The sequence below is a fragment of the Streptomyces albidoflavus genome (assembly GCF_000719955.1).
GTDB classification, from domain to species: domain Bacteria; phylum Actinomycetota; class Actinomycetes; order Streptomycetales; family Streptomycetaceae; genus Streptomyces; species Streptomyces albidoflavus.
Genome location: NZ_JOII01000008.1, coordinates 43,825 through 70,230, shown reverse-complemented (window position 1 = coordinate 70,230; position 26,406 = coordinate 43,825). Strand labels below are relative to the sequence as shown.

Below are 26,406 nucleotides of genomic sequence, written 5' to 3'. Positions count from 1 at the left end.
CCCGCCCCTTTCCCTCCGCCCCTCCCCCGAAAGGTCCCGCCATGCGTCCCTCCCGCTCCAGAATCACCCTCGCCGTCACCGCCGCCGCCACCGTGCTCGGCACCGTCGCCTCGGTCGGCACCGCGACCGCCGCCGCGCAGCCGGCCGGCAAGTGGGCGCCGTTCACCCGGTGTCCGGTCGACGCCCCGGCGATGCTCGGCGCCGACGGTCTCGACCGTTCGCCGCAGTGCGTCGTGTCGTACGCGACCAGCGGCACGATCAAGCTGGGCAACACCACCGTCGTCACCGGGAACAGCAACCTCCAGATGGGTGTCGTACAGAACGCCGACGGCACCAGCACCGTGGTGGCGCCCCCTGAGGGGTCGATCATCGCCGACTCCGCCACCGTGCCCGGCGGCCTGATCGGCCTGATGTGCCCGAGCGACATCCCGTTCGTCACCAACATCTGCAAGCAGCTCACCGACGGCAAGCTCAACAAGATCACCGCGACCCTCGAATCGGCGGGCACACCCTCGGAGTTCGACCAGATCGCCGGCGTCCTGACGGACATGCCGATCGTGCGGATACCGGTGAGGATCAAGCTGGAGAACCCGTTCCTCGGCAACAACTGCTACATCGGCACCAAGTCCAAGCCGATCGTGCTGCGCCCGTACAACGCCGACGCGCCCGAGTTCACCGTCGACCGCTTCAACGGCGCCGACGGCACCCCGAACGAGGACGACGGTGACGCCAGCCGCCTCAACATGCTCGGCTCCACCCAGGTCGACGACACCTTCGCGGTGCCGGGCGCCAGCGGCTGCGGCCTCGGCCTGCTCGGCGTCATCGACGGCGCGGTCAACCTCAAGACCGGGCTGCCCTCGGCCGCCGGCAAGAACAAGCTGACCCTCAACAACACCCAGACCCACCTGGGCGGCCTCTTCGCCCCGGGCACCGTCGCCCCGGACGCCGGCAAGGTCCTCTCCCGGTACTGGCACGGCACCGCCAACTGACCGCCCCCGCAAGCCCGTACCGACGATTCCCAGCCGTACCACGAGACGGCTCGCTGCACAGCGTGCCATTCTGTGTACGAACGGTGTACATCGCAGGGAAGTTGAACTAGCTTCACCTTCTCACGTCGGAATGCACCTGACGGCTGCCCTCGGGCGCCCCTGTCCCAGCCTGGGCGGGGCGCCCCTCGGCTTCCCCCACCGGGCGCGCAGAGAGCAAGGGATCACTCATGCCCTCGATCGCACAGCCACCGGACGTCGGTGAACCGCTCGACCCGCTGCCCCGGGAGTTCGCGGCCTTCATGCGGCCGGAGATCCCCGGGCTCATCAAGGAGATCCGCCTGGAGGTCACCCGGGCGTATCCCGAGTACGGCCGGCTCCTCAACGGCCCGCACGCCGACGCCATCCGCCAGGGCGTCGAACAGGCCCTCTGTGCCTTCGTCGAGCGGGTCGCCGATCCCGGCGCCGGGTCCGCCCTCCGCGACGAACTGCTGCGCAAGTTCGGCCGCGTGGAGGCGTACGAGGGGCGGGAACTGGACAGCCTGCACGGCGCGTACCGGCTCGGCGCGCGGATCGCGCTGCGCCGAGCCAAGACCATCGGCCGCCAGTACAGCCTCTCCCCCAGCGTGATCCTCACCTTCGCCGACACCGTCTTCGCCTACGTCGACGAACTGGAGGCCCTCTCTCGCGAGGGGTACGCCGAGGTCCAGGCCCGGGCCGCCTCCGAAGTATCCGCCGTCCGAAAACAGTTACTCCACCTCATCCTCGCCGCGCCGCCCCTGCCGCACGCCACCATCGCCTCCCTCTGCGAGGCCGCCGCCTGGGAACTGCCTGAGCAGTGCACGATGATCGCGCTGCGCACCCCGGTCCCCGACCAGTTCCAGGCCCACCTGGACGAGGACGTCCTCGCCGACCCGGGCATCCCCCAGCCGCACCTGCTCGTCCCCGGCCCGCTCACCGCCGCCCGCCGCGCCATGCTCGACCGGGCCCTCGGCTCCACCCACGCGGTGGCCGGGGTGACGGTCCCGCCGGCGCAGGCCGCCGACTCGATCCGCTGGGCCCGCCGTGTCCTCGCCCTCATCGACGACAAGGTCATCCCGGACGCGCCCCTCGTCTTCTGCGAGGACCACCTGACCACCCTGTGGCTGCTGGCCGACCCGGCCCTCGTCGCCCGCCTCGCCGACCGCGAACTGGCCCCGCTGAACGGCCTCTCCGCCAGCCGCCGCGACCGCCTGGTCGAGACCCTGCGGGTGCACATCTCCACCCGGGCCCCCGCCGAACAGGTCGGCGAGACCCTCGGCGTCCACGCCCAGACCGTCCGCTACCGCCTTCGCAACCTGGAGAGCCACCTCGGCAACCGCCTCACCGACCCCGACCACCGCTTCGCCCTGGAGGCGGCCCTGCGGTCGCTGCACCTTCAGGGGAGGCGGGGACGGGGGTAGGCCCTTACGACTCGCGCAGCAACCGCTCCTGCCTGCGCAGACGCGGGATCAAGGCCACCATTCCCGTTCCGGCGGAGCGGGTCCGCAGCCGCCTGGGGCGGCGGAGCGCGAGGCGGGCCGCCGCCACGGTCCGACTGGGGCGACCACGGGCAGCGGTACGCGGGGGAGTGCGGATCAACCGGCTCCAGCGCCACCGGGTCGTCGCCACCCGCTACGACAGGCCCGCCGTCCGCTACGAAGCGACCGTGCTGGTCGCGGCCATCAACGAGTCGCTGTGGCCGGCACTTTCGCAACAGGCTCTGGATCTGGTGGCTGCGTAGATGTGCCGCTCGGCACGGTCCACAAGCGCCCGATGGCACGCCCGGCTGCTCGATGCCGTGGGCGGGCGCAGGTCAGAGCGTTGTCACGGCCATCGGATCCGTTGGGATCGGTGCCGTCGCGAGGCCCCGGGAAGACCGGGTTCATCGGAGACGGAAGTGGCAGGCCGGCGCGGTGGCGTGACCCCGCTTCGGGATGCTCCAGCCCGTCATCCTGACCGCTGACCAGGACGTTCTGCTCGGCTTCTATGCGAAGTTGTTCGGCGCTGAGGAGATCCCCCGGGGTACCGGAGGAAGGCCCGGCCTTCTACCTCGGCCTGCGCATCGGCGACACGGCTCGGTCAGCGGCGCCCCCAACGACATGCCGTGGGGACAGCGCGTCGCCCACATCCAGGACCCCGACGGCAACCCGGTGAACCTCACCCAGCCGATCCCGCCTCAGTGAACCTCCTTCATCCACGACAGTCGCAGGCCAGCAGCGTGTGGACGGACCGGACAACGGTGCCGACGCGTCGGGTGGAACATCCGGTGTGCCCACGACCCTGCTCTCCCCGGCACCGCCGCCCTCCAGCACGTCCGGTTCCAGCGTCCCGGCACGGAGCGCCGGCGCGTCCGCGTTGCTGCTCTCACCGCTCCTGCCTGCTGTCGGGCCGCCACCTCGCTGGGAATCTGGTCCTGTGCTGGGGGTGGCCGTGAGGAGGAGGGCGGGAGCCGTCTTCGAAGTACCATCCCTGCGAGGCTCCCCGGTGGCACTTCGTGGCCTTCGCAATGCGACACAGACGTTCATCCAGAGAGGGCGGAGCGCGATGGGTGTGGTGGAGAGTTGGTCCCGCCTGATGAGTCTCCTTCGGCAACACGCTCCGGCCGATCACGCTGATCTGCCGGGGCCCGCCACGGAGCAGATACTCGCCGCAGCCGAGGAACGGATGGGTGTCCCCCTCCCTGAGGATCTCCGGAAGTGGCTGTTGCAGAACAATCTGGATCTTCCCGAGGAAGAGGCCGACGACGAAGTGGAATGTTGCGGCTTCGCCGGGTTCCCGGACGAGGGAACCTTCTTTCTGGGCATCCGGGCAATGGAGAAACTCTATGCAAACCGCTCCCGGCCTGGCGGATTCGATCCTCCGGACCGGCCGGACAACCCGTTCTGGCGCAATGACTGGGTCCCGTTCCTGTCGGACCGGGACGGCTGGGCGGGAAAGTTCATCGACGTGCGGGACGGCCGCGTCGGCAGGTGGCGTGTGGGCGAGATAACCATCACGGGCGAGTACGCGTCGCTGGCCCGTTATTTCGACTCCGTAGCGGAAATGCTGACGAAGGTCGCCGATGGAAGTCATCCGGTCTGCGAAGTCATCGAAGGGCGACTCCACTGGTCGTGAAGCGGCTCACCACCGTGTTCGGCGCGGCGGAAGTCATTCGGCGGGTCGCTGGGAGCTGCGCCGCTCGCATGCCGTCCGGAGGCGGTCCGCGAGTCCTGAGCATCGCTGCCCTCCCCTGGCCCCGACGCAGTCCTCGAACCGCCCGGAGGCTTCAGCTCCGTTCCTCATAGACCACCGACCACGGACGCGGCGGCCCTGCCGGCGGGTGCGGGCTGTCGTCGCGGCGCAGGGTCGCCGTACGGTCGCGAGCGAGCACGCGGGCCGCGAGTTCCGCGAAGTGAGCAGCGGCCGGGTGGGCGGAGCGGCCGGAGGGCCAGGCCCCGGTCGTTCGCTGGCTGAGGGGACGTTCAGCAAGAGGTCGCCAGAGAACGCGGGGCTCCTTGCGGGCGATCGGCCCTTGGTCGAAGGCGATGCCATGGCCTGTGTGGACGAGGGCCAGCAGGAATTCGGGATTGGAGGCGTGCCGTACACGACCGGGCACGAAGCCCTCTGCGCGGCAGGTGTCCAGGATGCAGTCGTACCAGCCGGGGGCCTGGGCCCGGGGGAAGAGCACCAGGTCGTGGCCGGACAGGTCGGCGATCGCGACCTCGGGTATGCGCGCAAGCGGGGAGTTGCGGGGGAGGACGACGCCCAGATCCGCGACTACTTCGGGCCCCAGATGGAGTTCGGTGGCATCCACGGGCTGGTGGACGAGGCCTACGTCCAGGCCGCCGGAGGCGAGGAGCCGTAGCTGTTCTTCGGTGGTGATCTCCTGCAGATCGACGGAGAGTCCCGGTGAGTGCTCCGCACAGGCTGAGAGCAGAGCGGCGAGCATGGCGACCGTGGTGTCAGGCGGAACACCTGCGCGCAGGGTGCCCAGCGCGCCGTCTCCCGCGCGGCGGGCCAGTGTCCGTAACCGCTCCTCGCGGGTCAGGAGTTCACGTGCGTCGTCCAGTATGGCGATGCCCGCGGCAGTCAGGCGGACCTGGCGGTGCGATCGGTCGAACAGGTCCACCCCGAGGTCGTTCTCGAGTCTGCGCACCGCTTGGCTGAGGGGCGGCTGAGCCATGCCAAGCTGGTCGGCAGCCCGACTGAAGTGCAGTTCGTCGGCGACGGTGACGAAGATGCGCAGGTGGCGCATGAGATCCACAGGCAGGAACCCTACGTGAGAGGCTTATTGATGGTCGAGGACCGGATCCGTGGGATCTTCGCGAAGGCGGGAGCCGACGGGTTGCTGCACGCAGTCCCCGTGGGCACGGCGTCGGTTGCCGCAGTGGCCGCGGGGACGGAGCCGGGTGAGGGCGAAATCGCCCTCGGCGCTGATGAGCCTGTGGTGATCGCCTCGATCTTCAAGGTACTGCTGGTGCTGGAGTTTGCGCGGCAGGTGGCCGCCGGCCAGCTCGACCCCCGCGAGCGGGTACGGGTGACGAGGGGCGACAGACTCGGAGGCTGGGGCACAGCCGGCTGTGCGGACGACATCGAGCTCTCGCTGCGGGACCTGGCGTTCTTCGCGATGACGGTGAGCGACAACTCGGCGGCTGACCTGCTGCTGGCACGGATCGGTCTGGACACGGTTCGTCTGCTGGCCGGGGAACTCGGACTCGACAGGACACGGATCGTGGGTGGCCCCCGTGACGTTCTGGAATCGATGCTGGCCGAGGTCGGTGCACGTGACGAGGCGGAGTTCGCCCTTCGGTACCCCGAGTTGGCGGAGGAACGCAAGAGACGGTTGAGTGCCTTGGACCCGCTGCGGACCAACGCCAGCACTCCTCGTGAGATCACGCGGTTGTTGCGGCTTGTCTGGCAGGACGAGGCGGGCCCGCCGCAGGCGTGTTCCCAGGTGCGTGAGCTGATGGCGCGTCAGGCGTTCCGGCACCGGCTGGTGTCGGGTTTTCCCGACGGAGTGGCGGTCGCGGCGAAGACCGGGACCCTGCCCGGACTGCATATGGAGGCCGGAGTGATCCGATACCCCGACGGTGGCCTCTACGCGGTTGCCGTCTTCGCTCGTTCGCGGGAGCTGACGGCTTCACGTACGGAAGTGGACGCCGCGATCGGTGCCACAGCTCGCATCGCCGTCGATTTCCTGCGCAGTGCCGGGCTCTGACGTGCCCTCATACGCATTCACGTATGAGCGCACACAGTTTTTGATCTTGGACGTTTCGGGGAACGCGCTGCTCTACTGGCGGCATGAGCGACGAGACAGACAGCCAACGTCCGAAGAGGCGCCCCCGAGCGCTCGGCCGACGCTCCGTGCTGCGCGGCGCCGCCCTCGGTGCAGCCACAGGCCTGGTTTCCTCCACGACCACCACTGCCGGAGCCGCTGTTCACAGCGCTCCATCGGCGGGATCGGCATCCTTCCGCTGGCTGGGTACCTCCGGTTGGCGCATCGATGTCAACGGAAGAACGGTCCTCTTCGACCCCTACATCACCCGATTCAAGACCGGCCTCTTCTGCGGCGAATTCCATCCCGGAACAGAGCTGACATCCGATCCCGCGCTGATCGATGAACATGTCGACCGCCCTGAGATCGTCCTCGTCAGCCACTCGCACTGGGACCACATCTCCGACGTACCTCACATCGCCAAGACCACCGGCGCACGGATCGTGGGCACCGAGACCACATTCCATCTACTCGTCGCCCTCGGCGTCGACCGCGAACAGATCTCGGTCGTGAAGGGTGGCGAGATCCTGGATTTCGCGGGGATCACCGTCGAGGTCGTGTCGAGCCGGCACAGCCGCAACAAGAACTACTCCTACTTCGCGCCGGGCACGTTGCACGCGCCCCCCGCAGCGCCCCCCACAACCATCGCCGACCTGCCAGAGGGCGACACACTCGCCTTCCAGGTGACAGCAGGAGCCGACGGCCCCTCGGCGTTCCTGATGGGCGCCAGCGACTTCTCCGAGCGAGCACTGGACGGGCTGCGTCCCGATCTCGCGATGATCGCGGTGCCGGCCACTGCTGCTACGTTCCGCTATGCGCCGCGCCTGCTGAAGGCGTTGGGCGAGCCCGGTGTCGTGGTACCCGTTCACTGGGACAATTTCGAGAGGCCGCTCAGCGAGCCACCGCAGCACGACCCGACCATGGACCTGGACGGCTTCGTCGCTCAAATTCACCAGGCGTCACCGACGAGCCGAGTCGTCGTCCCGGACTACCGCACGACCTACGGCGCGGACATGCGCCGTGCCACACCGACGGCATCATGAGCCCGTACTCGGCAGTGGGCCTCTGACGAGCCCTGTTCACCAGCCGTGCCGAACGGTCCGGTGTCGGCACCGCCGCGATGGGAAGGCAACTCCTTCCGGCCCGGCTCGGGCGCGGCCCGCCCCCTCCGAGGCGCTGGGCCGCGTCTTCAGATGATCACCGCCGCTGGATCAAGGTGTCGTGGACTACGGCAAGACCGTTCAGTCCCGCGAAGCAGCAGCCGCCCTCGCATCACTCCTGATGCGGGCGTGACGTTCGACGACAGAACCTGGCGGCCCGCACGGGCGGACACATCCCTCCCTGGCGGGCCCGCTCAGCCGGACACTGCGTCCAGGAGGCCATAGAGGATCTGGTAGGTGACGAAGGCCGCGGGGATCGCCACAGCGAGGCTCAGGCCGCGTTCCTTCAGAATGCGCCCCAACAGCAGCGGAAGACCGAAGGTGAGAGCGGCGCAGACCACTGCTTGCGGGAGGTACCCCAGGCCGAGCCAGTAATGGAGCCCTTCGCTGCCGAAGAGGCCACCGAGTGCGCCGAGCGCCACGTAACGCCGCCAGGGTCGCGTAGCGCGTCTCGACCACGCGTCCGCGACGCCGAACAGAGGCCCCGCGACGCATGCCATGGAGAGCCAGAGCAGCGGAAAGATGAGCGAGCCCATGCCGCCCCGCCCGAACTCGGCGTACGCGTAGCAGCCGACGACGAGCCGACGCCGGCGGCGGCGTCGCCCCGTCGAGAGTCTGCAGGACGGCCGCCACTCCGGGCAGAGCGGGAGAGGTGGCCGGGCGAGGTCGGCACCAGAAGGTTCGCAGCAGGTCTGAACGACACCATGCGGATCACGCCCTGCTGGATGCCATTCCGTCTGCCCGCAGCAGCGAGCGCCGCGGTCGGGGTGGAGGCGGGGAGTGGCCCTGCCGTTCGGTCAGCGCGGCTCCGCCGGGCGGGCGCCTCGCAGGAACTGTGTCACCGCTGTGCCCACGAGTCCTTCGAGCCGTGCGGGCTCGATCATGCCGCTGTTGAGCATGGAGGTGATCCCCAGGACGGTTGCGTAGATGACGAGTCCGGTCTCCGCCGGGTCGTCCCCCTCCAACTCCCCGCGCTCCTGGCCCTCCTTGATCAGGTCACCGATCTGGCCGAATGTGGCCGCCGCGGCCTCGGCGACCGCCGTAGCCCCCGGGCGGTGCTTGCTGGAGTTCATCAGCTCGGTCAGTGCGGCATTCTCGGTCGCGAACCGGACGTAGGCCGACGCGAACGCGTGCAGACGGGCGGGGAGGTCGTCCTCGTCGCCGATCTCGTCCACTGCGGCCCGCAGTTGCTCGCCCAGGCGCCTGAAGCCCGACTCGGCGAGGGCGTCGAGCAGTGCACGGCGGTCCGCGAAGTGCCGTCGGGGCGCTGCGTGGCTGACACCGACGTCCCGCGCCAGGTCCCGCAGGGAGAGCTGCTCGGCCCCGCGGGCCCGCAGGCTGCGCTCCGCCGCGTCGAGCAGGTCCGTGCGGAGATTCCCGTGGTGGTAAGGCCGCCGCTCGGTGGTGTCAGGCATGGGAGCAGCTTACCCACCCTCGATGTTTCCATTGACAACAATGTTGCCAGTGTCTACTCTCACCGCATGTCCAGATTCTCTCTCGCCGACCTGCCCGACCTGACCGGCCGCACCGCCCTCGTCACCGGCGCGAACAGCGGCATCGGGCTCGTCACGGCCCGTGCCCTCGCCGAGCGCGGAGCGCGTGTCGTCCTGGCCGTACGCGACCCGGAGAAGGGGCGAACCGCGGCGGCGACCATGACAGGGCCAGTCGAGGTCCGCGCCCTAGATCTCGCCGACCTCTCCTCCGTCCGGGCTTTCGCCCATGACCTTCCGGGGCCCGTCGATCTGCTGGTCAACAACGCCGGTCTCTCTTTGGGGCCGCTCTCCCGGACCGCGGACGGATTCGAGTTGCAGTTCGGGACCAACCACCTGGGCCACTTCGCCCTGACGAACCTGCTCCTTCCGCGTATCAGGGAGCGGGTCGTGACGGTTGCCTCGCTCGGGCACCGGATCGGCTCCCTGGACTTCTCCGACCTCCAGTGGGAGCGCAGGCAGTACCGGCCCAACGCCGCCTATGCGCAGTCCAAGCTGGCCAATCTCCTGTTCGCCGCCGAACTCCAGCGCAGACTCACCCGCGCGGCATCCCCCGTCATCTCGACCGCCGCGCACCCCGGCATCTCCTCGACGAACCTGATGCGAACGCAGGGGAAACCCACCTTCGGCTTTCACGTCGAGAAGTTCCTGGTCGGGCTCGTCGCCCAAAGCGCCGAGGAGGGCGCCCTGCCCACCCTGTACGCCGCCACCGCGGACCTTCCCGGCAACAGCTATGCCGGCCCCGGACGGCTCTGGGGCATGCGGGGCGCGCCGACGCCGGTCGGACGGTCCCCCCAAGCACGTGACAGCTCGGTGGCACGGCGGCTGTGGGAGGTGTCGGAGGACCTGACCGGCATCCGATTCCCCCTGGACGCGCCCGCAAGCCCCGCCTCGTGAAAGGACCCACCCTCGTGATCCGTCCATCCGGAGTCTCGCGAAAAGACCGGCGGAAGAACCCTCGGAAGTCCGGCGAGCTCGTCGTCGTCTCCGGCGCCTCGTCGGGCATCGGAGCGGCGACCGCCGGCGCCCTCGCCTCGATGGGCTACCACGTTCTCGCCGGGGTACGCACCGACAGCGAGGCGGAAGCCGTCCGGGCCGAGGGCATCGAACCGGTCACCCTGGACATCACCGTCCCGGAACATGTGCAGGCCCTCGCCAGGCGGATCGCCGACGACCCTGAGCGGCGCGCCCTGCGCGTCCTGGTCAACAACGCGGGGATGGAGATCAACGCCCCCGTCGAGGTGCTCCCTCTCGCTCTGTGGCGCGAGCAGTTCGAGGTGAACCTCTTCGGACACATCACCGTCATCCAGCAGCTCCTGCCCTTCCTGCGGCGGAGCCGGGGCAGAATCGTCAACATCAGCTCCGTGGGCGGAGTGGCCGCGCTGCCCGTCTTCGGGGCGTACGCGGGAACCAAGTTCGCCCTCGAAGCGGCCAGCGACTCCCTCCGCCGCGAGGTCTCGGCGCACGGCGTCCAGGTGGTCGTCGTCCAGCCCGGCGGCGTCCGGACCGAGATGGCAGCCCGAAGCGGTGGCCTCTCCCTCCAACTCGCCGCCGCCATGAGCACCGAACACCAGCATCTCTACGGCCGCCTCATCAACGCGACGGTGGCGTCCAACGCAGCCTTCCTCGAACGCGCCCTGCCGGCGGCGAAGGCGGGGGCCAAGATCGCCAGGGTGGCGACCAGGCGCCGTCCGCGCGCCCGGTACACCCTCGGCACGGACGCCGCCTTCATCATCCCCCTCAACCGGTTCCTGCCGGCCCGGCTGACGGACACCATCCTCACCATGAGCCACCGGTCCCGGAAACCGAGAAGCGCATCCACGCCCGCACCCGAGTCCGCAGGGACTCCTTCGTGACCATGCGCTCGAGAGCCCAGCACCTCATCGAGCCCGCGTGCCTCCAGGCCGAGCCGGAAGACAGCGGTGTCACCGACCCGCCGTCGGCGATGACCTGGAGAAGTGGCGGCCGGCCCTCGACATGACCGATGAGACGTGCCCTGGGGCGTCGACATGCCCCAGGTGGCCCACCTGGGGCACGGACGGCGCACTTGTCACGGCGGGGGACCTTGGCCGGATCGGCTTTCGGTGAGGCCGACTCCCCGTTCCCGGGCAGGAACGGACGCCAGCTCGGCCCCCGGATCGCCCTGGTGGGTGAAGGCCGCCCACAGGGGAAGCTCCCCCAGGTCGGCGCGGTGGGCCTCCCGGCACAGCCGTTCGGCCATGCCGGGCGGCGGCCGGCGCTCCGGGTCGAGCATCCAGAGCTGGGCGGCGCGCAGCGCGTCGGGAGGAGCCAGGCCCTCGCCGGCGAGGAAGTGGTGGAGGACGGCCATCATCAGCGCGGTGGCGCAGTCGTCGACGGCCCAGCGGGAGCCGACCACGTCGGCGGCTCCCCGGGCGACCAGCGCGGTGGAGAGGGTCAGTGCCTCGTCGTGGTCACCGGTGCTCAGGTCGGTCTCGCAGGCGCTGAGGACGACCAGCGGCCCCGCCGTGCCCGGCGCCGGGCCGGGGGCGGCCTCGTCGAGGATGCGGGCGACGGTCAGGTCGCCGTCGGCCAGCGACAGCGCCGAGCGGGTGGGGCTCGGGCCCGCCACGCCGTGGCAGGAGACGTGCACCACCGCTGCGGGCCGGTCGCCGCCGGGCAGGACCGAGAGCAGGTCCGCGCCGCTCCCGGGCGCGTCCGGTACGCCGTCCGCCGCCACGTGCTCGCCGAAGCGCCGGGCACCCGGGTAGTACGCCGACCGCAGCGCCTCCGTCTCGACCTCGGCCCACACCAGGCTGAGCAGCGGATCGGTGACCAGCACCTGGCCCTCGTCGAGGGGCAGCCGCTCGCGTCCGGCGGCCCGCAGGAACTGCCCGCCGGACGGGGCGTAGCTGAACACCGCGTCCTGGCAGGCGTACCGGTGGCCGCCGAGCGGGATGTGCGTACGTGCGGCGTGCCAGGGGACGACCCCGAGGGGGCCGCAGGGGATCAGCACGATCCGGGGCGGCCGGCCGAGGGGTTCCAGGGTGTCGAGGACCGGCCCGACGGCGGCGGGCCAGGCCCAGTCGCACAGCGCGTCGAGCGCCGCCCGCCACTCCGCCTCGGCGGCCTCCCGCGCGGCGGCAGAGGGGTGCCGCGCCGACCTTCGGCCGGCGGCGGCCAGATAGCGCTCCAGCTGGTGGCTGCCGGGGGTGAGCAGCAGCGGGAGGGGAAGTACCTCCGGCTCGGCGCGGCCGGGACGCAGGACCAGGGCGCGGCCGGGGATGTGCGGGCGGAAGCCTTCACCGGGGATCAGGTAGACCAGGGCGTCCGCGCCGGAGGCGGCGAGGGCGGCGCCGAGCGCGGCGGGGTCCGGGGTGCCGAGGAGGTCCCGGGCACCGTCGCCGTCGCCCAGGCCGAGGGCGGTGAGGGCCGCGCGGCGCAGGCTGCTGGGGAGTCCGGCGACGGAGACCGGGGGTGCGGGGGCCGCGCTCGCCCGGCCCGGACCGGCCGGACCCGGCTCCAGGGGGTGTCGTGGTGTCTGGGCCCGCCAGCGGGCGGCCAGTTCGGCGTGGCCCCGGTCGGCCAGCAGCCGGGGGACGCCGTGCTCGGCCGCGGCCGTCCGGAGCACGAGGGCCCGGCCCAGTTCCAGCGCCTCCACGGCGTCGGCGGGGCGGTGGCCCTCGGCACGCCGCAGGGCGAGCCACAGGACGTGGCCGGTGGCGGCGCGGGCCGCCGACAGGGCCTGCTCGGCGCCGAGTTGGAGGAGGACGTCGGCCGCGAGCAGTTCCAGCGCCTCGCGGCGGAGCTTCAGGCCGGTCTCCCGGTCCTCGGTCGCGCGGCTGCCGCCGGTCACGGCGCTCGTCCAGTGGGCGGCGGAGAGCGTGACGAGCACGTCTGCCCGCAGGGGGCGGCTGGGGCTCCCGTCCGCCAGGGTGCGGGCCCGGCTCAGTTCCTCGATACAGGGGTCGAGCAGGCTCAGGTCGCTGCGGTGGGTGGTCGCCCGGAGCATGGCATGGCCCAGGCCAAGCCGCAGCCGTGCCTCGTGCCAGGGCGACAACTGGCCGCCCGCGGCCAGCCGGTGGATCTCCGCCGCGGCACTGTCGACGCTCTCGCGGCGGGGGTCGGCCCGGGCCAGCTCGGTCATCAGTTCGGCGCGCACGGGGGCGAGGAAGGGCGCGAACAGCGGGGTGACCGTGGCGGCGTCGATCGCCACCGCCTCACGCAGGTACCGGACGGCGGCGCGCAGGTCGGCCCGGTCGTGGGTGCGGGTGGCCCGTTCGTGAAGGGCGATCCCCAGCGTGCCGGCGATGACGAAGCGGACGGCGGCCTCGGGTGCGGGGGACGCGTGCCGTTCGCCCAGCGTGCGGATCAGCCGGTCCGTGACACCGGCCGGCGCGGCCTGGCCCTGGCCGCGCCGGGCCAGTTGGTACGCGGTGACGAGGCTGAACCAGTTCAGGACCTCGTCCCCGTCGTCGGCGGCGGCCAGCCGCTCGGCCATCGAGAGGGCGGCGGCACTGTCCTGGAGGCTGCCACCGAGGTGGGCGGCGGTAGCGGTGCGCTGGGCGAGAAGGGTCGTCAGGTAGCGGTGCTCGGCGGCCCACGCCGCTTCTCCCCGGCGTGCTTCGACGGCCTCCGTGAGCCATGCCACGCTCCGCTCGACGCGTCCCAGATCACCGTTGGAGACCCACAGGTTGTCGATGGCGGTGGTGAGAATCAGGTCGAGGCTCACCGCCCCCCGCCGGACCGAACGCACCGCCGGGTCGGGGTCCGGCCGCATCGCGGCCCCGTCCACCTCGGCGAAGTCGAACGCCTCGGGCATCCGGAGGTTCCCCGCGAGCAGCAGAGCCGCGTGGAACTTGGCGACGCGGACCCGCTCGGGCGCCTCCGGCTCCAGGGCGAGCAGGTCCTGCCGCACCGCCCGCGCGGCCTGCCGGAGGCGTTCGACGAGCGGGAGGGAACCGTGCCCGCCGTCGGCGAGTGCGGCCAGCAGCTCGCGCAGGGGTGCGAAGACCGGCCGGTCCAGGCCCAGGTCCGCGAGGGTGCGGGCGGCGTCGGTCTCCGGGCCCCGCGGGTCGTTCATGCCGGCGCACAGCCAGGAGAGCAGGCGTGCACACCAGACACCGTCCCGGCGTGCCTCCGCCACGAGTTCCCGGACGGCGTCGGCCATCGCCCGCTGCGCCGGGTCCTCGCCGGACACCGGAGGGAGCCGGTCCGCCCGCGCTCCGGCGCGGCCGTCCTCCGCCGGCGGACGCGGAGCGCCTTCCCCGGGCTCGCCCGGGAGCGCGGCCAGCAGCGTGGCCACACGTTCCATGAAGGGCAGCACCTCCTCCCGCGTCGTCAGGTCCCCGGCGACGACACGGCCGAGCACCTCCATCGCCTCGCCCAGCTGGAGACGGAGGAGCCCCGCCGCCTCGGGGGTCAGGGAAGGGTCCCGCACCTGGCGGTCGATGCCGGGGGGTACGAGCAGTTCGGCGAGGGCGCGGCGGCACCTCTGGGCGAGCCGGTCGGAGGGCGGCCCGCAGCGGTCGGCCCAGCGGAGGTGGGTGACGGCGGCGGCGTACTCGCTCCGTTCGGCGGAGAGCAGGCCGAGGATGCGGACCTTCAGCAGCAGCCCCAGCCAGCAGACGACAGGCGCCCGCGCCGGATCGTCCTGCGGCAACAGCCGCTCAAGGGTGGTCAGATGCTCCACCACGAGGGGGAACGTGGCCTCCCTCGGGTCCCCCTGGAGCCGGGGCCACAGTTCGTGGGCCTGGCGGACGGCGACCGCCGCCCAGGCCCGCAGCCCGGCGGCCTCCTCCTCTCCCCCCTCCCCCGGCGTCTCCTCCGTCATGCGCCCCCCTCCCCCGGCGTCTCCTCCGTCATGCGCCCCCCTGCGGCCGGTGAGCCAGATTAGTCCCGGTGCGGGCGGGGTGTGCGGGTAACGCGAAGGCCCGGCCCCCGCACCGGTGTCGGTGCGCGGACCGGGCCCTGTGTCCCGTTCCCCGGCCTGGCCTCCGTCGCGTCAGCAGCCCAATACCCGCGTCACTGCTCCGGCTCGGGCCGGAACGGGGACGCCCACCAGGTACGACGGCGGCGGGCCGGGGTGGCGGGTCACTTGCTGACGGCGAAGCGCATCAGGGCGCGCTCGTCGCCCTGCTTGATCTTCCCGGTCTCGTTGATCACCTGGAGCTTCCAGCCGGACCCGACGCGCATCGCCTTCGCCACGGCGCAGCCGTTGTCGTCGGTGAGCAGGCTCGGCCAGATGTCGGCGACCTGGGTGGAGCTGCCGCCGGTCGCGTCGTAGACCTTGAAGCTGATGTTCCGGGCGTTCTGGAACGAGCTGCGCTTCTTGTAGGCCGCCGCGACGAAGACGATGGCGTTGATGTTCTGCGGCACCCGGGAGAACTCCACGGTCACCGTCTCGTCGTCGCCGTCGCCGTGGCCGGTCTGGTTGTCACCGCTGTGCACCAGCGAGCCGTTGCCCAGCGGGTCCAGGGAGTCCAGGCCCGCGAGGCGGACGGGCTCGCCGTTCTGCATGGCGATGGCGATCAGGTCGAGGTCCGTTCCGGCCTTCTGCCGGATCTTGCCCAGGATGCCGCCGCTGGCCCCCACGGTGGCGTCCCAGGAGACGCCGATGGACAGGTGGGTCACCCCGTCCAGATCGGCCGGGCCGTCTTCCTTCTGCAACGTGATCATGCGTGATCCCCTTGGTGGTGAGACTGCTACAGAAGAAGTGTGCCTGGTGGCCCGGGCGATCGGACGGGGAGGGGGGCGAATTGCCCCCGCTCGCACGCTATCGGCCCGGAACGGGCGGCGGTCAGGGGACGAGCGGGCGGACCCGCTCGGCCGCGAACCGGACGAATCCCTCCGGGTCGGGCTCGTCGGAGGTCGGCTGGAGGATCACGGCGGTGGCTCCGGCCTCGGCCAGTTCCACGACGGCGTCGGCCACGGCGCGGGCGTCACCGGTGACGCCGAGCCCGGGGGCCGTGTTCCCCGTCCGCTCCTTCTCCGCGCGCAGCCGCTCCCGCGCGCCGGGGCCGGTCGCGACATGGAGGTAGACGGTGACCGGGTGCGGCCCGCTCCGGCCGGCCGCCGCTCGCCCCTCGGCCACCAGCGCGCAGGCGCGGCGCACCCCGTCGGCCGGTACGGAGGCGTCGAGGACGGTGCCGTCGGCGGCCTCCCCGGTCAGCCGCAGGGTGCGGGGGCCGAGGCCGCCCGCGTGCACCGGGGCCGGGGCGGTGGGCGGCCAGTCGAGGGCGACGTCGTCCAGCCGGACGTACCGGCCGTCCACGGTGAGGCGCTCGCCGCCCAGCAGGGCGCGCAGCGCGTGCAGGTACTCGCGCAGCAGGGTCATGGGGGACTCGACACGTGCCCCGGTCTGCCCCATCCACGGCTGGACGCCGTGGCCGACGGCGAGCATCGCCCGGCCGGGGAACATGCGGTGCAGGGTGGCGGCCTCCATCGCGGTGAGGGCAACGTTCCGCAGCGGTACGGGCAGCAGTCCCGCGCCCACCCGGAGTCGGTCGGTCCAGGCGAGGGCGGCCGAGGTGGAGGCGACGCCGCTGGAGAGGAAGCAGTCCTCCCAGAGCCAGAGTTCCTCAAGCCCCGCCGCGTCGGCGGCACGGGCCACGGAACGCAGGCGCTCGGGCGGCAGTTGCGGACGGAAGACGGCGCCGAGTGTGGTCATGGCGGCAAGGTAGCGCAGGGGGTCAGGGTGCGGCGTGGACGAAACCGGCCGCAGCGCCGGAGGCGTTGAGCTGCGGGGCGACGCGCACGCCGGGCGAGGCGTTCGCCCCGGGCGCGCCCGCTCAGCCCATCGCGCGGTCGAGGTTGACGGCGGCGCTGATGAGGGCGAGGTGGGTGAGGGCCTGGGGGAAGTTGCCGAGTTGTTCGCCGGTGACGCCGACCTGTTCCGCGTACTGGCCGAGGTGGTTGGCGAAGGTGAAGGTCTTCTCCAGGGCGAGCCGGGCGTCCTCGGTCCGGCCCGTGCGGGTCAGCGCCTCCACCCACCAGAAGGAGCAGAGGGAGAAGGTGCCCTCGGTGCCGTCCAGGCCGTCCCCGGCGACGGAGGCGTCGTACCGGAAGACCAGGGAGTCGGCGACCAGGCCCTCGCTGATCGCACGGAGGGTGGAGCGGAACCGCTCGTCGCGCGGGGAGAGGAACTTGACCATCGGCATCAGGAGCAGGGCGGCGTCCAGGATCTCCGGGGGCTGCTCGTCCTCCCCGTCGGCGAGGCGCTGTACGAAGCTGCCCAGCCGCTCGTTCCAGCCCTCGGCCATGACCTGCCGGAAGATGGCGTCGCGTACGGAGGTCCAGCGGACCAGGTCGGCGGGGAGGCCGCGCTGCCTCGCGATGCGCACCATGCGCTCCACCGCCACCCAGCACATCACCCGCGAGTAGGTGTGCCGGTGCGGTCCCGAGCGGGCCTCCCAGATCGACTCGTCGGCGCTGTCCCAGTGGTCGAGCAGCCAGTCGAGCACCTCGACCAGGTCCGACCAGGTCTCCCAGGAGATGCCCTCTCCGTACTTGTTGAACAGGTAGGCGGCGTCGAAGAGTTCGCCGTAGACGTCGAGCTGGAGCTGGCCGGAGGCGCGGTTGCCGACGCGTACGGGGGAGGCGCCCCGGTAGCCCTCCAGGTGGGGCAGCTCCTCCTCGGCCAGGTCGGAGCGGCCGTCGATGGAGTAGAGGACGCGCAGCGGGCCGTCCGGGCCGTCCTCGCAGCGGCGGACGGAGCGGGCGAGCCAGTCGAAGAACGCCTCGGCCTCGTCGGTGAAGCCCAGGCGCAGCAGGGCGTAGAGGGAGAAGGCGGCGTCGCGGATCCAGACGTACCGGTAGTCCCAGTTGCGGACCCCGCCCAGTTCCTCGGGGAGGCCGAGGGTGGGGGCGGCGACGAGGGCGCCGGTGGGTTCGTGGGTGAGGAGTTTGAGGGTGAGGGCGGAGCGGTGGACCATCTCGCGCCAGCGGCCGGTGTAGGTGGAGTGGGCGAGCCAGTTCCGCCAGAAGGTGACGGTGGCGCGGAAGAGTTCCTCGGCGCGTTCCGGGGTGATCTCCTCGCGGGGGCGCTCCTCGCCCGGGTCCCGGGTCTGGAGGACGAAGAGGGCCGACTCGCCCTCGTTCAGGGCGAACGCGGTCTCGGCGTCGCGGCCTTCGGGCCCGGCCGGCCGCCACGGAAGGCCGGAGCGGACGCTGACCACCAGGTGCTCGCCGGTGAACTCGGCGAGGTCCCCGTCGAGGGTCAGCCGGTGCGGGGCGCGGCCGTAGTCCATGCGCGGCGCGACCAGGGAGCGCATCCGCATCCGTCCACGGACGGCGACGACGCGGCGGACCAGGCGCTGCTGGTGGTGGGGGTCGCGGGGGCGGAGCACCGGCATGAAGTCCTGGACCTCGACGATGCCGTCCTCGGTGAGCATCCGGGTGACGAGGATGTTGGTGTCGGGGAAGTAGAACTGCTGGCGGGAGGCGACGCCGCAGAGCGGGTCGATGCGCCAGCCGCCGCCCTTCTCCGCGTCGAGCAGCCCGCCGAAGAGGCTCGGTGAGTCGAACCGGGGGGCGCAGAACCAGTCGATCCGCCCGTCGGTGCCGACCAGTGCGGCGGTGCGGAGATCGCCGATGATGCCGTGCTCGCCGATCGGGAGGTAGGCGTGGGGTGGCGGGGCGCCCTCGGGACAGGGGGTGGGGTCCTCGGGGCTGGGCCCGGAGGTGGGCTCGGGGCCGGGGCCGGGCGGGGCGGTGTGGGTCATGGGGTGCTCGCGTCCTCCGGGCGGTGGGCCGTGGCGGCTGCGGGCGGTCCCGGCGGGACGGGGCCGGGCCGCGCCGGGCGGGGTGCCGGTCCGAGCATGCCGGGCTGGGCGGGCCGAGATGGGGCGCCCGTGCGGCGCGTCGGGCAAGGGGACCCGATCGCGCCGGGCGCCCGGGGCGGCCCCGGGGGGGGGCGGGCCGTGAGGCTTGGCCGCCCGCCGGGACGGGCTGCGGTGGGGTGGCCTCAAACGCCGGCCGGGCTGAAGTTCGCTGATGCCTGCCTCGTACGCCCGCCCGGCCGGCGTCGTGGGTCCTACGGCTTGACGCCTACGAAGCCCCACTGTTCGACGGGGTCACCGGTCGGGGGCGTCTCGGGGCGCCAGAGGGTGATGGAGCCGAAGCCCGGGGAGAGGAGTTCGAGGCCGTCGGCGAAGGAGGCGACGACCTCCTGGGGGCGGGAGACGTAGGGGACGGCGCCGCCGTCCGCGTACTCGTCCGAACCGGCCTTGGTCAGGGGGGTCTCGATGGTGTCGCAGAGGACCAGGTGGCTGCCGGAGGGCAGGGCGTCGAGGTAGGAGCGGACCAGGGCGGCCGCCTGGGCGTCGTCGGCGACGTGGCCGAGGGTCGACATCAGGAGGACCGCGACCGGCTGGGTCAGGTCCAGGGTGCGGGCCGCCTCGCGGAGCACGGTCGGCGCGTCGGTGAGGTCGGCGTGGACGTAGTCCGTGGCGCCCTCGGGGCCGCTGGTCAGCAGGGCGCGGGCGTGGGCGAGGACGATCGGGTCGTGGTCGACGTAGACGACGCGGGAGGCGGGGGCGGCGGCCTGGGCCACCTCGTGGGTGGCCTCGGCGGTGGGCAGGCCGGTGCCGAGGTCGAGGAACTGGCGGATGCCCGCCTCCCCGGCGAGATGGCGCACCGCGCGGGCCTGGAACTGGCGGGAGGCGCGGGCGATGTCGACGATCTGCGGGAACATCTCCGCCATCCGCTGCCCCAGCTCGCGGTCGGCCTCGTAGTTGTCCTTGCCGCCCAGCCAGTAGTTCCAGATCCGTGCGGAGTGCGGCACTCCGTTGTTCAGCTCCTGTTCGACCGGCGGCGTCATCTTCCGTCTCCCATCAGGCGGTTCAGCGGGCCGCCCGCCCCGGGGCGACCACTCGGCGCGCCCGGTCGCCCGGGCACGATCATGGTCGCTCACAGATCCTTCACGCACCAGCCCCCTCACGTCCCAGGACTGACCGGCCGTCACGGGAGGCAAGGCCCGCCGGACGGTCAGAGCAGGCGGCGGATGTCCCCGCGGACGCGGTAGAAGCCGCCGGACGCCGCGTGCACGGCGTCGACCACGTACCGGGCGCCGGGCTCGCGTATCGCGCGGGGGAACTGGACGTTCCACGAGGGGTCGTACCCGTCGGTCGTCACCTGGACGCGGAGGCGGCCGCCGTCCTGGACGCACTCGACCACGACGGACCCGGCGGGGACCTGGCCGACGGCGGCGAGCGCGCCGGCCGCCGTGGCCGGGGCGCGGGCGGGCAGCGCGGCGGCGAGCTTCACGTCCCGGGCGACCGGCACCGAGCCCTGCTGGGCGGCGGTGACCGCGGCCTCGCTCGCGTCGACGCAGACCAGCGAGCCGTCGGTGGTGACCAGGTAGAGCCGCTCGTCGCGGTACTGCATGGACAGGGCCGAGCCGCCGCCCGTGCCGAGCTTCCACAGCCGGGTGCCGTCGCGGTCGAAGCAGTAGACGGAGGAGGCCGCGTCGGCGGCGAAGACGAAGCGGCCGCCGGGCGAGGTGGCGCAGGAGTAGACCGCGCCGTCGCAGACGAAGGTGGCCTCCACCGCTCCGGCGCCCTTCGACAGCCGCTGCACCACGCGGTGGGCGGTGCCCGCGTAGACCGCGTCGTCCTCCTGCCAGCCGAAGAGGACGCCGCCCCTGGTCGGAGTGTGCCAGAACTGGCCGCCGCCGTCGGGGCGGTAGGCGGTGACGCCGCCGCTGTGGCCGTGGTAGACCGCGCGGTCGTCGGCGCGGATCATCCAGGCGTGCTCGCCCTGGCTGCGGCGGGCCCACTGGTGCTCGTCCTCGTGGTCGATGACGGTGAGGCCGCCGGAGCGGTCCGAGACGTTCAGCACGCCCTCGTGGATGTCGAGCCAGAAGATGTCGACGTCGGCGGCGATGTCGTAGGCGGCGAAGGGGAGTTTGGCGGAGAGGTCGTAGACCTTGCCGTCGTCGCACCCCGCGTAGATCCAGAAGTCGTCCGCGACCAGGCACTTGACGCCGTCCGGCAGGCCGAAGCGGGCGAGGACGGCGCCCTCGTGGTCCAGGGTGTAGACGTCGCCCGCCTGGTTGCCCACCCAGCAGCGGTCCTCGTCCACGTGGATGCCGAAGGCGGCGGAGCCGGTGCGGAACCGCCACAGCACGGGGGCGACGGCGCGCGCCGTGGAGGGGGCGGAGGAGACCTGGCGCCGCGTCACCGCACGCGGGGCGCGCTGCCCGGGGACGGCGGGCGCGTACCCCTTGCGGGACTTCTCCGCGACCTTCTTCGCGGCGGCGGCCACCGCCTTCTCCCGGGTGGGGAAGGTGGTCGTCTGGGTCTGCCCGGTGGCCCCGATCCGCCCGTACCGGACCGTCACCACGCAGTCGGCGACGGTCACCTCGTAGAACTTGTGGGCCGAGCCGTCGTCCTGCGACAGCTCCAGATACGTCGTCGTCACCGTGGCTCCGGCGGGCATGGCAGACCCCTCCCCAGGGGTGGGCCCGCCGGCCGCTCCGGCGAGTCCCACTGACCGAACCGTAGGAGGCGGCACTGACAACCGTCACGCCCGCCCTGCCGCCGCTCCCGGCCGGACGTACCCTGCCGGGCAGGACGGATACGGAGCACGGACGAGGAGAGGAGCCACGATGAGCGACGTGACCGGGGAGGCGGAGCTGCGGTGTCTGCGCCGCTGTGTGGAACTGGCCGCGGAGGCGCTCGACGCGGGCGACGAGCCCTTCGGGTCGGTCCTGGTGGACGGGGACGGAACGGTACGCGCCGAGGACCGCAACCGGGTGGCCTCCGGGGACTCGACCCGGCATCCGGAGTTCGCGCTCGCCCGCTGGGCGGCGGAGAACCTGACGGTGGCCGAACGGGCCGCCGCCACCGTCTACACCTCCGGCGAGCACTGCCCGATGTGCGCGGCGGCCCACGCCTGGGTGGGGCTGGGCCGGATCGTGTACGCGGCCTCCTCGGAGCAGCTCACCGGCTGGCTCACGGAGTGGGGCGTCCCGGCGTCCCCGGTCGCACCCCTGCCCGTGGCGGCCGTGGCCCCCGGCGTCACCGTGGCAGGCCCCGCACCTGAGCTGACCGCGCAGGTCAGGGCGCTCCACGCCCGCCTGCACGGCGTGGCGGAGGACGCAAGCTGAGCCCCGGGCCGGGGCCCCTCGCGCCCCGGCCCCGACGTCCCCGAGGGCGGGAACCGGACGTGGGAGTCCGGGGCGCGGGCGGCGCGATCCGTACGTACAGCGCCGTGCGGTGTCCGGTGGGCGGACGCGGCCGGGCGGAATCGGGGCCCGGCGCCGCGCGTTCCCCCTTCATGGACCCTCCCCGGCCGACCGGAACCGGTCACCCCGCCCGGCACTCCCGCTGACCCGAACCCCCCTCTTGACGCCCGTCGCGGGCTTCTCCAGCATTCACCTCGTCCCACCGGCATCCGCTGTCCCGCGGCGCCGCCCCGCCCCCGGGCCCGGCCGGCACCGCCGCTCCGCACCACGCGCCGCGTCCCACGCTCGTCGCTCACCGCGCCACCGCTCGCCGGTGTCCGGGCGAGGCCCCTGCCGCCCGGCGCCCCGCACCTTCCGTCCTGTCCCCGTACGGAGATCCGGAGCCCCGCGATGATCCTTTCCGTCCGTAGCCGTGCCGCCGCCGTGCTGGCCGTGGCGGCCCTGCTCGGCCCGGTGGCCACCCAGGCCGCCGCCCAGCCCGCCACCGCTCCCGCGAAGGCGCTGGCCGCGCCCGACATACCGGTGAGCAGCGTGAAGGCGCACCTCACCCAACTCCAGTCGATCGCCACCGCCAACGGCGGCAACCGGGCCCACGGCCGGCCCGGCTACCTGGCCTCGGTGAACTACGTCAGGGCCAAGCTGGACGCGGCCGGGTTCACCACCTCGCTCCAGACCTTCACGGCGAGTGGCGCCACCGGCTACAACCTGATAGCCGACTGGCCCGGCGGCGACCCCAACCAGGTCCTGATGGCCGGGGCCCACCTGGACTCGACCACCTCGGGCCCGGGCATCAACGACAACGGCACCGGCTCGGCCGCCGTCCTGGAGACCGCGCTCGCCGTCTCCCGCGCCCAGCTCAAGCCGGAGAAGCACCTGCGGTTCGGCTGGTGGGGCGCGGAGGAGCTGGGGCTGCTGGGCTCGCGGGCGTACGTCAACAGCCTCTCCACGGCGCAGCGCGCCACCTTCGCGGGCTACCTCAACTTCGACATGATCGGCTCGCCGAACCCCGGCTACTTCGTCTACGACGACGACCCCACGATCGAGAAGACCTTCAAGGACTACTACGCCGGGCTGGGCGTCGCCACCGAGCCGGACAGGGTGGGCGACGGCCGCTCCGACCACGCGAGCTTCAAGAACGCGGGGATACCGGTCGGCGGCCTGTTCACGGGGGCCGGTGAGCGCAAGACGGCGGCCCAGGCGCAGAAGTGGGGCGGCACCTCGGGGCAGTCCTTCGACCGCTGCTACCACTCCTCGTGCGACACGACGGCCAACGTCAACGACACCGCGCTGGACCGCAACAGCGACGCCCTGGCGCACGCGGTGTGGACGCTGGGCGCCCCCGCCGCCCGGTAGCGCTCTCCTGAGCGGCCCGGTGCCGTCCCTGGCGGGGTGGCCGGTGTCTCCGGCCACCCCGCCGGGCACCTGAAAGGTGCACAGCGGGAGGAAACAGTCACCCCCGGACCCCGTCCGGGAGACCGCCGCAAGATCGAAAGAGCGGTCGGGTTAGCATATGAGCACCGCCTAGCTCGAAAGATAAACCTGTGACTGTCAACGAGGACTCGTTCACCAACTGGAAGAACCGCGAGGAGATCGCGGAGTCGATGATCCCGATCATCGGGAAGCTGCAGCGTGAGCGGGACGTCACCGTCCTCCTCCACAGCCGCTCCTTGGTGAACAAGTCGGTGGTCAGCATCCTGAAGACGCACCGGTTCGCGCGGCAGATCGCGGGCGCCGAGCTCTCGGTCACCGAGACGATGCCGTTCCTCCAGGCGCTGACCACGCTCGACCTGGGACCGTCGCAGATCGACATCGGCATGCTCGCCGCGACGTACAAGACCGACGACCGCGGTCTCTCCGTCGCCGAGTTCACCGCCGACGCCGTGTCCGGCGCCACCGGCGACCGGAAGATCGACCGCCGCCAGCCGCGCGACGTCGTCCTCTACGGCTTCGGCCGGATCGGCCGCCTCGTCGCCCGCCTGCTCATCGAGAAGGCCGGCTCCGGCAACGGCCTGCGGCTGCGCGCCATCGTGGTGCGCCGGGGCAAGGGCCAGGACATCGTCAAGCGCGCCTCGCTGCTGCGCCGCGACTCCATCCACGGCCAGTTCCAGGGCACCATCACGGTGGACGAGGCGAACGACAAGATCATCGCCAACGGCCACGAGATCCAGGTGATCTACTCCGACGACCCGGCCCAGGCCGACTACACGGAGTACGGCATCAAGGACGCCATCCTCATCGACAACACCGGCCGCTGGCGCGACCGCGAGGGGCTCTCGAACCACCTGCGCCCCGGCATCGCCAAGGTCGTGCTGACCGCTCCGGGCAAGGGCGACGTCCCGAACATCGTGCACGGCGTCAACCACGAGGACGTCAAGCCGGACGAGCAGATCCTCTCCTGCGCCTCCTGCACCACCAACGCGATCGTCCCGCCGCTGAAGGCGATGGCGGACGAGTACGGCGTCCTGCGCGGCCACGTGGAGACCGTCCACTCGTTCACCAACGACCAGAACCTGCTGGACAACTACCACGCCTCCGACCGGCGTGGCCGCTCCGCGCCGCTCAACATGGTCATCACCGAGACCGGCGCCGCCTCCGCCGTCGCCAAGGCGCTGCCCGAGCTGAAGGCGCCGATCACCGGCAGCTCGATCCGCGTCCCCGTGCCGGACGTCTCGATCGCCATCCTCAGCCTGCGGCTGGGCCGCGAGACCACCCGCGAGGAGGTCCTCGACCACCTGCGCGAGGTCTCGCTCACCTCGCCGCTGAAGCGCCAGATCGACTTCATCACCGCCCCCGACGCGGTCTCCAGCGACTTCATCGGCTCGCGCCACGCCTCGATCGTCGACGCCGGCGCCACCAAGGTCGACGGCGACAACGCCATCCTCTACCTCTGGTACGACAACGAGTTCGGCTACTCCTGCCAGGTCATCCGGGTCGTCCAGCACGTCTCCGGGGTCGAGTACCCGACCTTCCCGGCCCCCGAGGCCGTCTGAGCGGTCCGACCGGCCCTCGCCGAACGGGCGCCGCCCCCTCTCCCCCGCCGCACGGCGGGAAGAGGGGGCGGCGCCCGTTCGGCGTCGCTCAGAAGAGCTGGTGGTCCTTGGCCCACCGCTTCAGCGGGCGCCGCACCACGGGCGGCAGCCCGTTGTAGGCCACGTGGCTGAGCGTCCCCTTGAGCGGCCCGTGCTTGAGCTTGCGGCGGGCCAGCGGGGACTGGCGCGGGACGAGGCGGGCGGCGGTGGCGAGGTGGGACTCGGCGGCGCTGCGGAAGTAGTCCGTCTCCCAGACCGCACGCGAGGGGCGCTCCCCCGAGGCGAGGAGTTCCTCCACCCGGTCGGCGATGCGTTCGGTGCCGGTGCGGCCGGCGCCGTGGAAGTAGCCGTCCCGCCAGGCCGGGGCCGGGGTGCCGATCCGGTCCTCGGTGATCTGCCGGAAGGTCCGCAGCAGGCCGCTGTCGAGGAAGACCTGGTTGCCGTACCGCTCGTGGACGCCGAGGTCGAGGACGAGGGCGACCCGGCTGCCCCGGTCGATGGCCTCCAGGCAGGCCGTCGAGGACATGGTGACGAGCAGGTCGACCTCGGCCAGCGCCACGTCGACCGGGGTGTAGTCGACCGAGAAGTTGGGGGGCAGCTCCACGCCGCGCAGCAGGTCCTCCGGGTGGTGCTTCATCCGGTGGAAGGTGTCCTCACCCGGCCGGTGACGCGGCTTCAGCAGCACGGTCCGCTCCGGGTGGGCGCGGGCGTACGCGATCAACTGCTGGTAGACGTAGCCGCGTTCGGCCTGGCTGCCGGGGACCGTGGGCTGGTCGGCGAAGAGGACGCGGCGGATCGGGCCCTGTTTCTGCGGCTCGGGTGTCGCGGAGATGATCGGCAGCCCGGAGAGGAGCAGATTGCCGTCCGGCAGGCCCAGCCACCGCCCGGCCTCGCGGAAGTGGGCCACGTCGTGGGCGGAGTTCACCGCGACCACGTCGGTGCCGCACCGGTCCAGGTACCCGGCGGTGATCTTCTCGATGATGATGCCGACCCAGCCGGAGACCAGCACCGGGCCCGGCCCGTCGAGCCGCGGGACGAGCGCGGACAGCTCCACGCTCAGCCGCTTGGTCAGCGGGCCCGAGAGGCCGGAGACGACGACGTCGGCCTCCAGCGCCTCGGCGGTCATCTCCTCCCAGCTCATCGTCTCCACCGAGGCGACACCGGCGTCGGCGATCTGCTGCTCGGAGAGCGCGGCGCGAATGTCGGGGACGACCACCCGGCAGGCGAATTGGCGGGATCGCAGTTCCCGGTGGATACGGGCGCACCATTTCAGCTGGGAATCGAAAGCGGCCACCAGCAGAGCTGTTCTCATACGTCCCTCG

General features: G+C 72.2%; 19 protein-coding genes and 3 pseudogenes. 12 read left to right on the top strand and 10 right to left on the bottom strand.

The annotated features are described in order from the left end of the window. Window positions 1-41 precede the first annotated feature (41 nt). From IF45_RS0111620 to IF45_RS0111600, 5 genes and pseudogenes are all read left to right on the top strand, one after another. Window positions 42-989: a hypothetical protein gene (locus IF45_RS0111620; RefSeq protein ID WP_008410412.1), complete on the top strand. Its 948-nt coding sequence runs from the start codon at window positions 42-44 to the stop codon at window positions 987-989. A 227-nt stretch (window positions 990-1,216) separates the two neighbouring features. After that, window positions 1,217-2,428, top strand: a complete 1,212-nt coding sequence (locus IF45_RS0111615) for a PucR family transcriptional regulator (protein ID WP_008408708.1) — start codon at window positions 1,217-1,219, stop codon at window positions 2,426-2,428. Window positions 2,429-2,595: 167 nt separating this feature from the next. Further along, window positions 2,596-2,748: a hypothetical protein gene (locus IF45_RS33280; RefSeq protein ID WP_003951404.1), complete on the top strand. Its 153-nt coding sequence runs from the start codon at window positions 2,596-2,598 to the stop codon at window positions 2,746-2,748. 193 nt (window positions 2,749-2,941) lie between these two features. After that, window positions 2,942-3,190 (top strand): annotated as a pseudogene (locus IF45_RS33860) (VOC family protein). 361 nt (window positions 3,191-3,551) lie between these two features. After that, on the top strand, window positions 3,552-4,121 hold the full coding sequence (locus IF45_RS0111600) for an SMI1/KNR4 family protein (protein WP_003951402.1): 570 nt from the start codon (window positions 3,552-3,554) through the stop codon (window positions 4,119-4,121). 151 nt (window positions 4,122-4,272) lie between these two features. Here the strand turns inward: IF45_RS0111600 and IF45_RS0111595 are convergent, their stop codons facing one another. Beyond that, the gene (locus IF45_RS0111595; RefSeq protein ID WP_003951400.1) at window positions 4,273-5,241 is read right to left on the bottom strand and encodes a LysR family transcriptional regulator; all 969 of its coding nucleotides are present in this window, start codon (window positions 5,239-5,241) and stop codon (window positions 4,273-4,275) included. A 39-nt stretch (window positions 5,242-5,280) separates the two neighbouring features. On the opposite strand from IF45_RS0111595, the gene IF45_RS0111590 reads away from it, so the two are divergent. Further along, window positions 5,281-6,204: a serine hydrolase gene (locus IF45_RS0111590; RefSeq protein WP_008408715.1), complete on the top strand. Its 924-nt coding sequence runs from the start codon at window positions 5,281-5,283 to the stop codon at window positions 6,202-6,204. An 83-nt stretch (window positions 6,205-6,287) separates the two neighbouring features. Continuing rightward, entirely contained in the window at window positions 6,288-7,304 is a 1,017-nt protein-coding gene (locus IF45_RS0111585; RefSeq protein ID WP_003951399.1) for an MBL fold metallo-hydrolase, read from the top strand. A gap of 311 nt (window positions 7,305-7,615) precedes the next feature. On the opposite strand, the pseudogene IF45_RS0111580 reads toward IF45_RS0111585, so the two are convergent. Both IF45_RS0111580 and IF45_RS0111575 read right to left on the bottom strand, forming a co-directional pair. Continuing rightward, window positions 7,616-7,990, bottom strand: a pseudogene (locus IF45_RS0111580) (DUF6518 family protein); the annotation flags it as partial. Window positions 7,991-8,218: 228 nt separating this feature from the next. Beyond that, window positions 8,219-8,836 (bottom strand): TetR/AcrR family transcriptional regulator, encoded by a 618-nt coding sequence (locus IF45_RS0111575; protein ID WP_008408721.1) that lies wholly within the window; start codon window positions 8,834-8,836, stop codon window positions 8,219-8,221. A gap of 66 nt (window positions 8,837-8,902) precedes the next feature. On the opposite strand from IF45_RS0111575, the gene IF45_RS0111570 reads away from it, so the two are divergent. Both IF45_RS0111570 and IF45_RS0111565 read left to right on the top strand, forming a co-directional pair. Continuing rightward, window positions 8,903-9,808 carry an oxidoreductase gene (locus IF45_RS0111570; protein WP_008408723.1) on the top strand — a complete coding sequence of 302 codons (906 nt, stop codon included), beginning with the start codon at window positions 8,903-8,905 and terminating at the stop codon, window positions 9,806-9,808. Between the two features lie 14 nt (window positions 9,809-9,822). After that, window positions 9,823-10,767, top strand: coding sequence for an SDR family NAD(P)-dependent oxidoreductase (locus tag IF45_RS0111565; RefSeq protein WP_030307206.1), 945 nt, complete (start codon window positions 9,823-9,825; stop codon window positions 10,765-10,767). Between the two features lie 194 nt (window positions 10,768-10,961). On the opposite strand, the gene IF45_RS0111560 is transcribed toward IF45_RS0111565, so the two are convergent. The 6 genes from IF45_RS0111560 to IF45_RS0111535 form a co-directional block, all read right to left on the bottom strand. Next, window positions 10,962-14,702: a CHAT domain-containing protein gene (locus tag IF45_RS0111560; RefSeq protein ID WP_030307205.1), complete on the bottom strand. Its 3,741-nt coding sequence runs from the start codon at window positions 14,700-14,702 to the stop codon at window positions 10,962-10,964. Window positions 14,703-14,962: 260 nt separating this feature from the next. Beyond that, window positions 14,963-15,547 carry a TerD family protein gene (locus IF45_RS0111555; protein WP_008408729.1) on the bottom strand — a complete coding sequence of 195 codons (585 nt, stop codon included), beginning with the start codon at window positions 15,545-15,547 and terminating at the stop codon, window positions 14,963-14,965. 121 nt (window positions 15,548-15,668) lie between these two features. Beyond that, entirely contained in the window at window positions 15,669-16,538 is an 870-nt protein-coding gene (locus tag IF45_RS0111550) for an LLM class flavin-dependent oxidoreductase (RefSeq protein WP_030307203.1), read from the bottom strand. A 121-nt stretch (window positions 16,539-16,659) separates the two neighbouring features. Beyond that, the gene (locus IF45_RS0111545; RefSeq protein WP_030307201.1) at window positions 16,660-18,591 is read right to left on the bottom strand and encodes a glycoside hydrolase family 15 protein; all 1,932 of its coding nucleotides are present in this window, start codon (window positions 18,589-18,591) and stop codon (window positions 16,660-16,662) included. A gap of 311 nt (window positions 18,592-18,902) precedes the next feature. Then, entirely contained in the window at window positions 18,903-19,688 is a 786-nt protein-coding gene (locus IF45_RS0111540) for an SAM-dependent methyltransferase (protein WP_003951391.1), read from the bottom strand. A 167-nt stretch (window positions 19,689-19,855) separates the two neighbouring features. After that, a complete protein-coding gene (locus tag IF45_RS0111535) occupies window positions 19,856-21,307 on the bottom strand; it encodes a WGR domain-containing protein (RefSeq protein WP_030307199.1) in 1,452 nt (483 codons plus the stop codon). A 169-nt stretch (window positions 21,308-21,476) separates the two neighbouring features. Here IF45_RS0111535 and IF45_RS0111530 point away from each other — a divergent pair, with 169 nt between their 5' ends. The 3 genes and pseudogenes from IF45_RS0111530 (at window position 21,477) to IF45_RS0111520 (ending at window position 25,045) form a co-directional block, all read left to right on the top strand. Then, complete coding sequence (locus IF45_RS0111530) at window positions 21,477-21,977, top strand: nucleoside deaminase (RefSeq protein ID WP_018894773.1); 501 nt, start codon at window positions 21,477-21,479, stop codon at window positions 21,975-21,977. A gap of 468 nt (window positions 21,978-22,445) precedes the next feature. Beyond that, a pseudogene (locus tag IF45_RS0111525) lies at window positions 22,446-23,393 on the top strand (M28 family metallopeptidase); the annotation flags it as partial. 203 nt (window positions 23,394-23,596) lie between these two features. After that, complete coding sequence (locus IF45_RS0111520) at window positions 23,597-25,045, top strand: glyceraldehyde-3-phosphate dehydrogenase (protein ID WP_015506960.1); 1,449 nt, start codon at window positions 23,597-23,599, stop codon at window positions 25,043-25,045. Between the two features lie 88 nt (window positions 25,046-25,133). On the opposite strand, the gene IF45_RS0111515 is transcribed toward IF45_RS0111520, so the two are convergent. Then, complete coding sequence (locus IF45_RS0111515; RefSeq protein ID WP_234011350.1) at window positions 25,134-26,396, bottom strand: DUF6716 putative glycosyltransferase; 1,263 nt, start codon at window positions 26,394-26,396, stop codon at window positions 25,134-25,136. Window positions 26,397-26,406 lie beyond the last annotated feature (10 nt).

Bases quoted from the DNA above. Each gene is read 5' to 3' on its own strand.
- IF45_RS0111560 (WP_030307205.1), bottom strand. From the start codon at position 14,702: ATGACGGAGGAGACGCCGGGGGAGGGGGGAGAGGAGGAGGCCGCCGGG.
- IF45_RS0111535 (WP_030307199.1), bottom strand. From the start codon at position 21,307: ATGCCCGCCGGAGCCACGGTGACGACGACGTATCTGGAGCTGTCGCAG.
- IF45_RS0111585 (WP_003951399.1), top strand. From the start codon at position 6,288: ATGAGCGACGAGACAGACAGCCAACGTCCGAAGAGGCGCCCCCGAGCG.
- IF45_RS0111600 (WP_003951402.1), top strand. From the start codon at position 3,552: ATGGGTGTGGTGGAGAGTTGGTCCCGCCTGATGAGTCTCCTTCGGCAA.
- IF45_RS0111545 (WP_030307201.1), bottom strand. From the start codon at position 18,591: ATGACCCACACCGCCCCGCCCGGCCCCGGCCCCGAGCCCACCTCCGGG.
- IF45_RS0111515 (WP_234011350.1), bottom strand. From the start codon at position 26,396: ATGAGAACAGCTCTGCTGGTGGCCGCTTTCGATTCCCAGCTGAAATGG.
- IF45_RS0111620 (WP_008410412.1), top strand. From the start codon at position 42: ATGCGTCCCTCCCGCTCCAGAATCACCCTCGCCGTCACCGCCGCCGCC.
- IF45_RS0111550 (WP_030307203.1), bottom strand. From the start codon at position 16,538: ATGACCACACTCGGCGCCGTCTTCCGTCCGCAACTGCCGCCCGAGCGC.
- IF45_RS0111595 (WP_003951400.1), bottom strand. From the start codon at position 5,241: ATGCGCCACCTGCGCATCTTCGTCACCGTCGCCGACGAACTGCACTTC.
- IF45_RS0111615 (WP_008408708.1), top strand. From the start codon at position 1,217: ATGCCCTCGATCGCACAGCCACCGGACGTCGGTGAACCGCTCGACCCG.
- IF45_RS0111590 (WP_008408715.1), top strand. From the start codon at position 5,281: ATGGTCGAGGACCGGATCCGTGGGATCTTCGCGAAGGCGGGAGCCGAC.
- IF45_RS0111555 (WP_008408729.1), bottom strand. From the start codon at position 15,547: ATGATCACGTTGCAGAAGGAAGACGGCCCGGCCGATCTGGACGGGGTG.
- IF45_RS0111540 (WP_003951391.1), bottom strand. From the start codon at position 19,688: ATGACGCCGCCGGTCGAACAGGAGCTGAACAACGGAGTGCCGCACTCC.
- IF45_RS0111575 (WP_008408721.1), bottom strand. From the start codon at position 8,836: ATGCCTGACACCACCGAGCGGCGGCCTTACCACCACGGGAATCTCCGC.
- IF45_RS0111530 (WP_018894773.1), top strand. From the start codon at position 21,477: ATGAGCGACGTGACCGGGGAGGCGGAGCTGCGGTGTCTGCGCCGCTGT.
- IF45_RS0111570 (WP_008408723.1), top strand. From the start codon at position 8,903: ATGTCCAGATTCTCTCTCGCCGACCTGCCCGACCTGACCGGCCGCACC.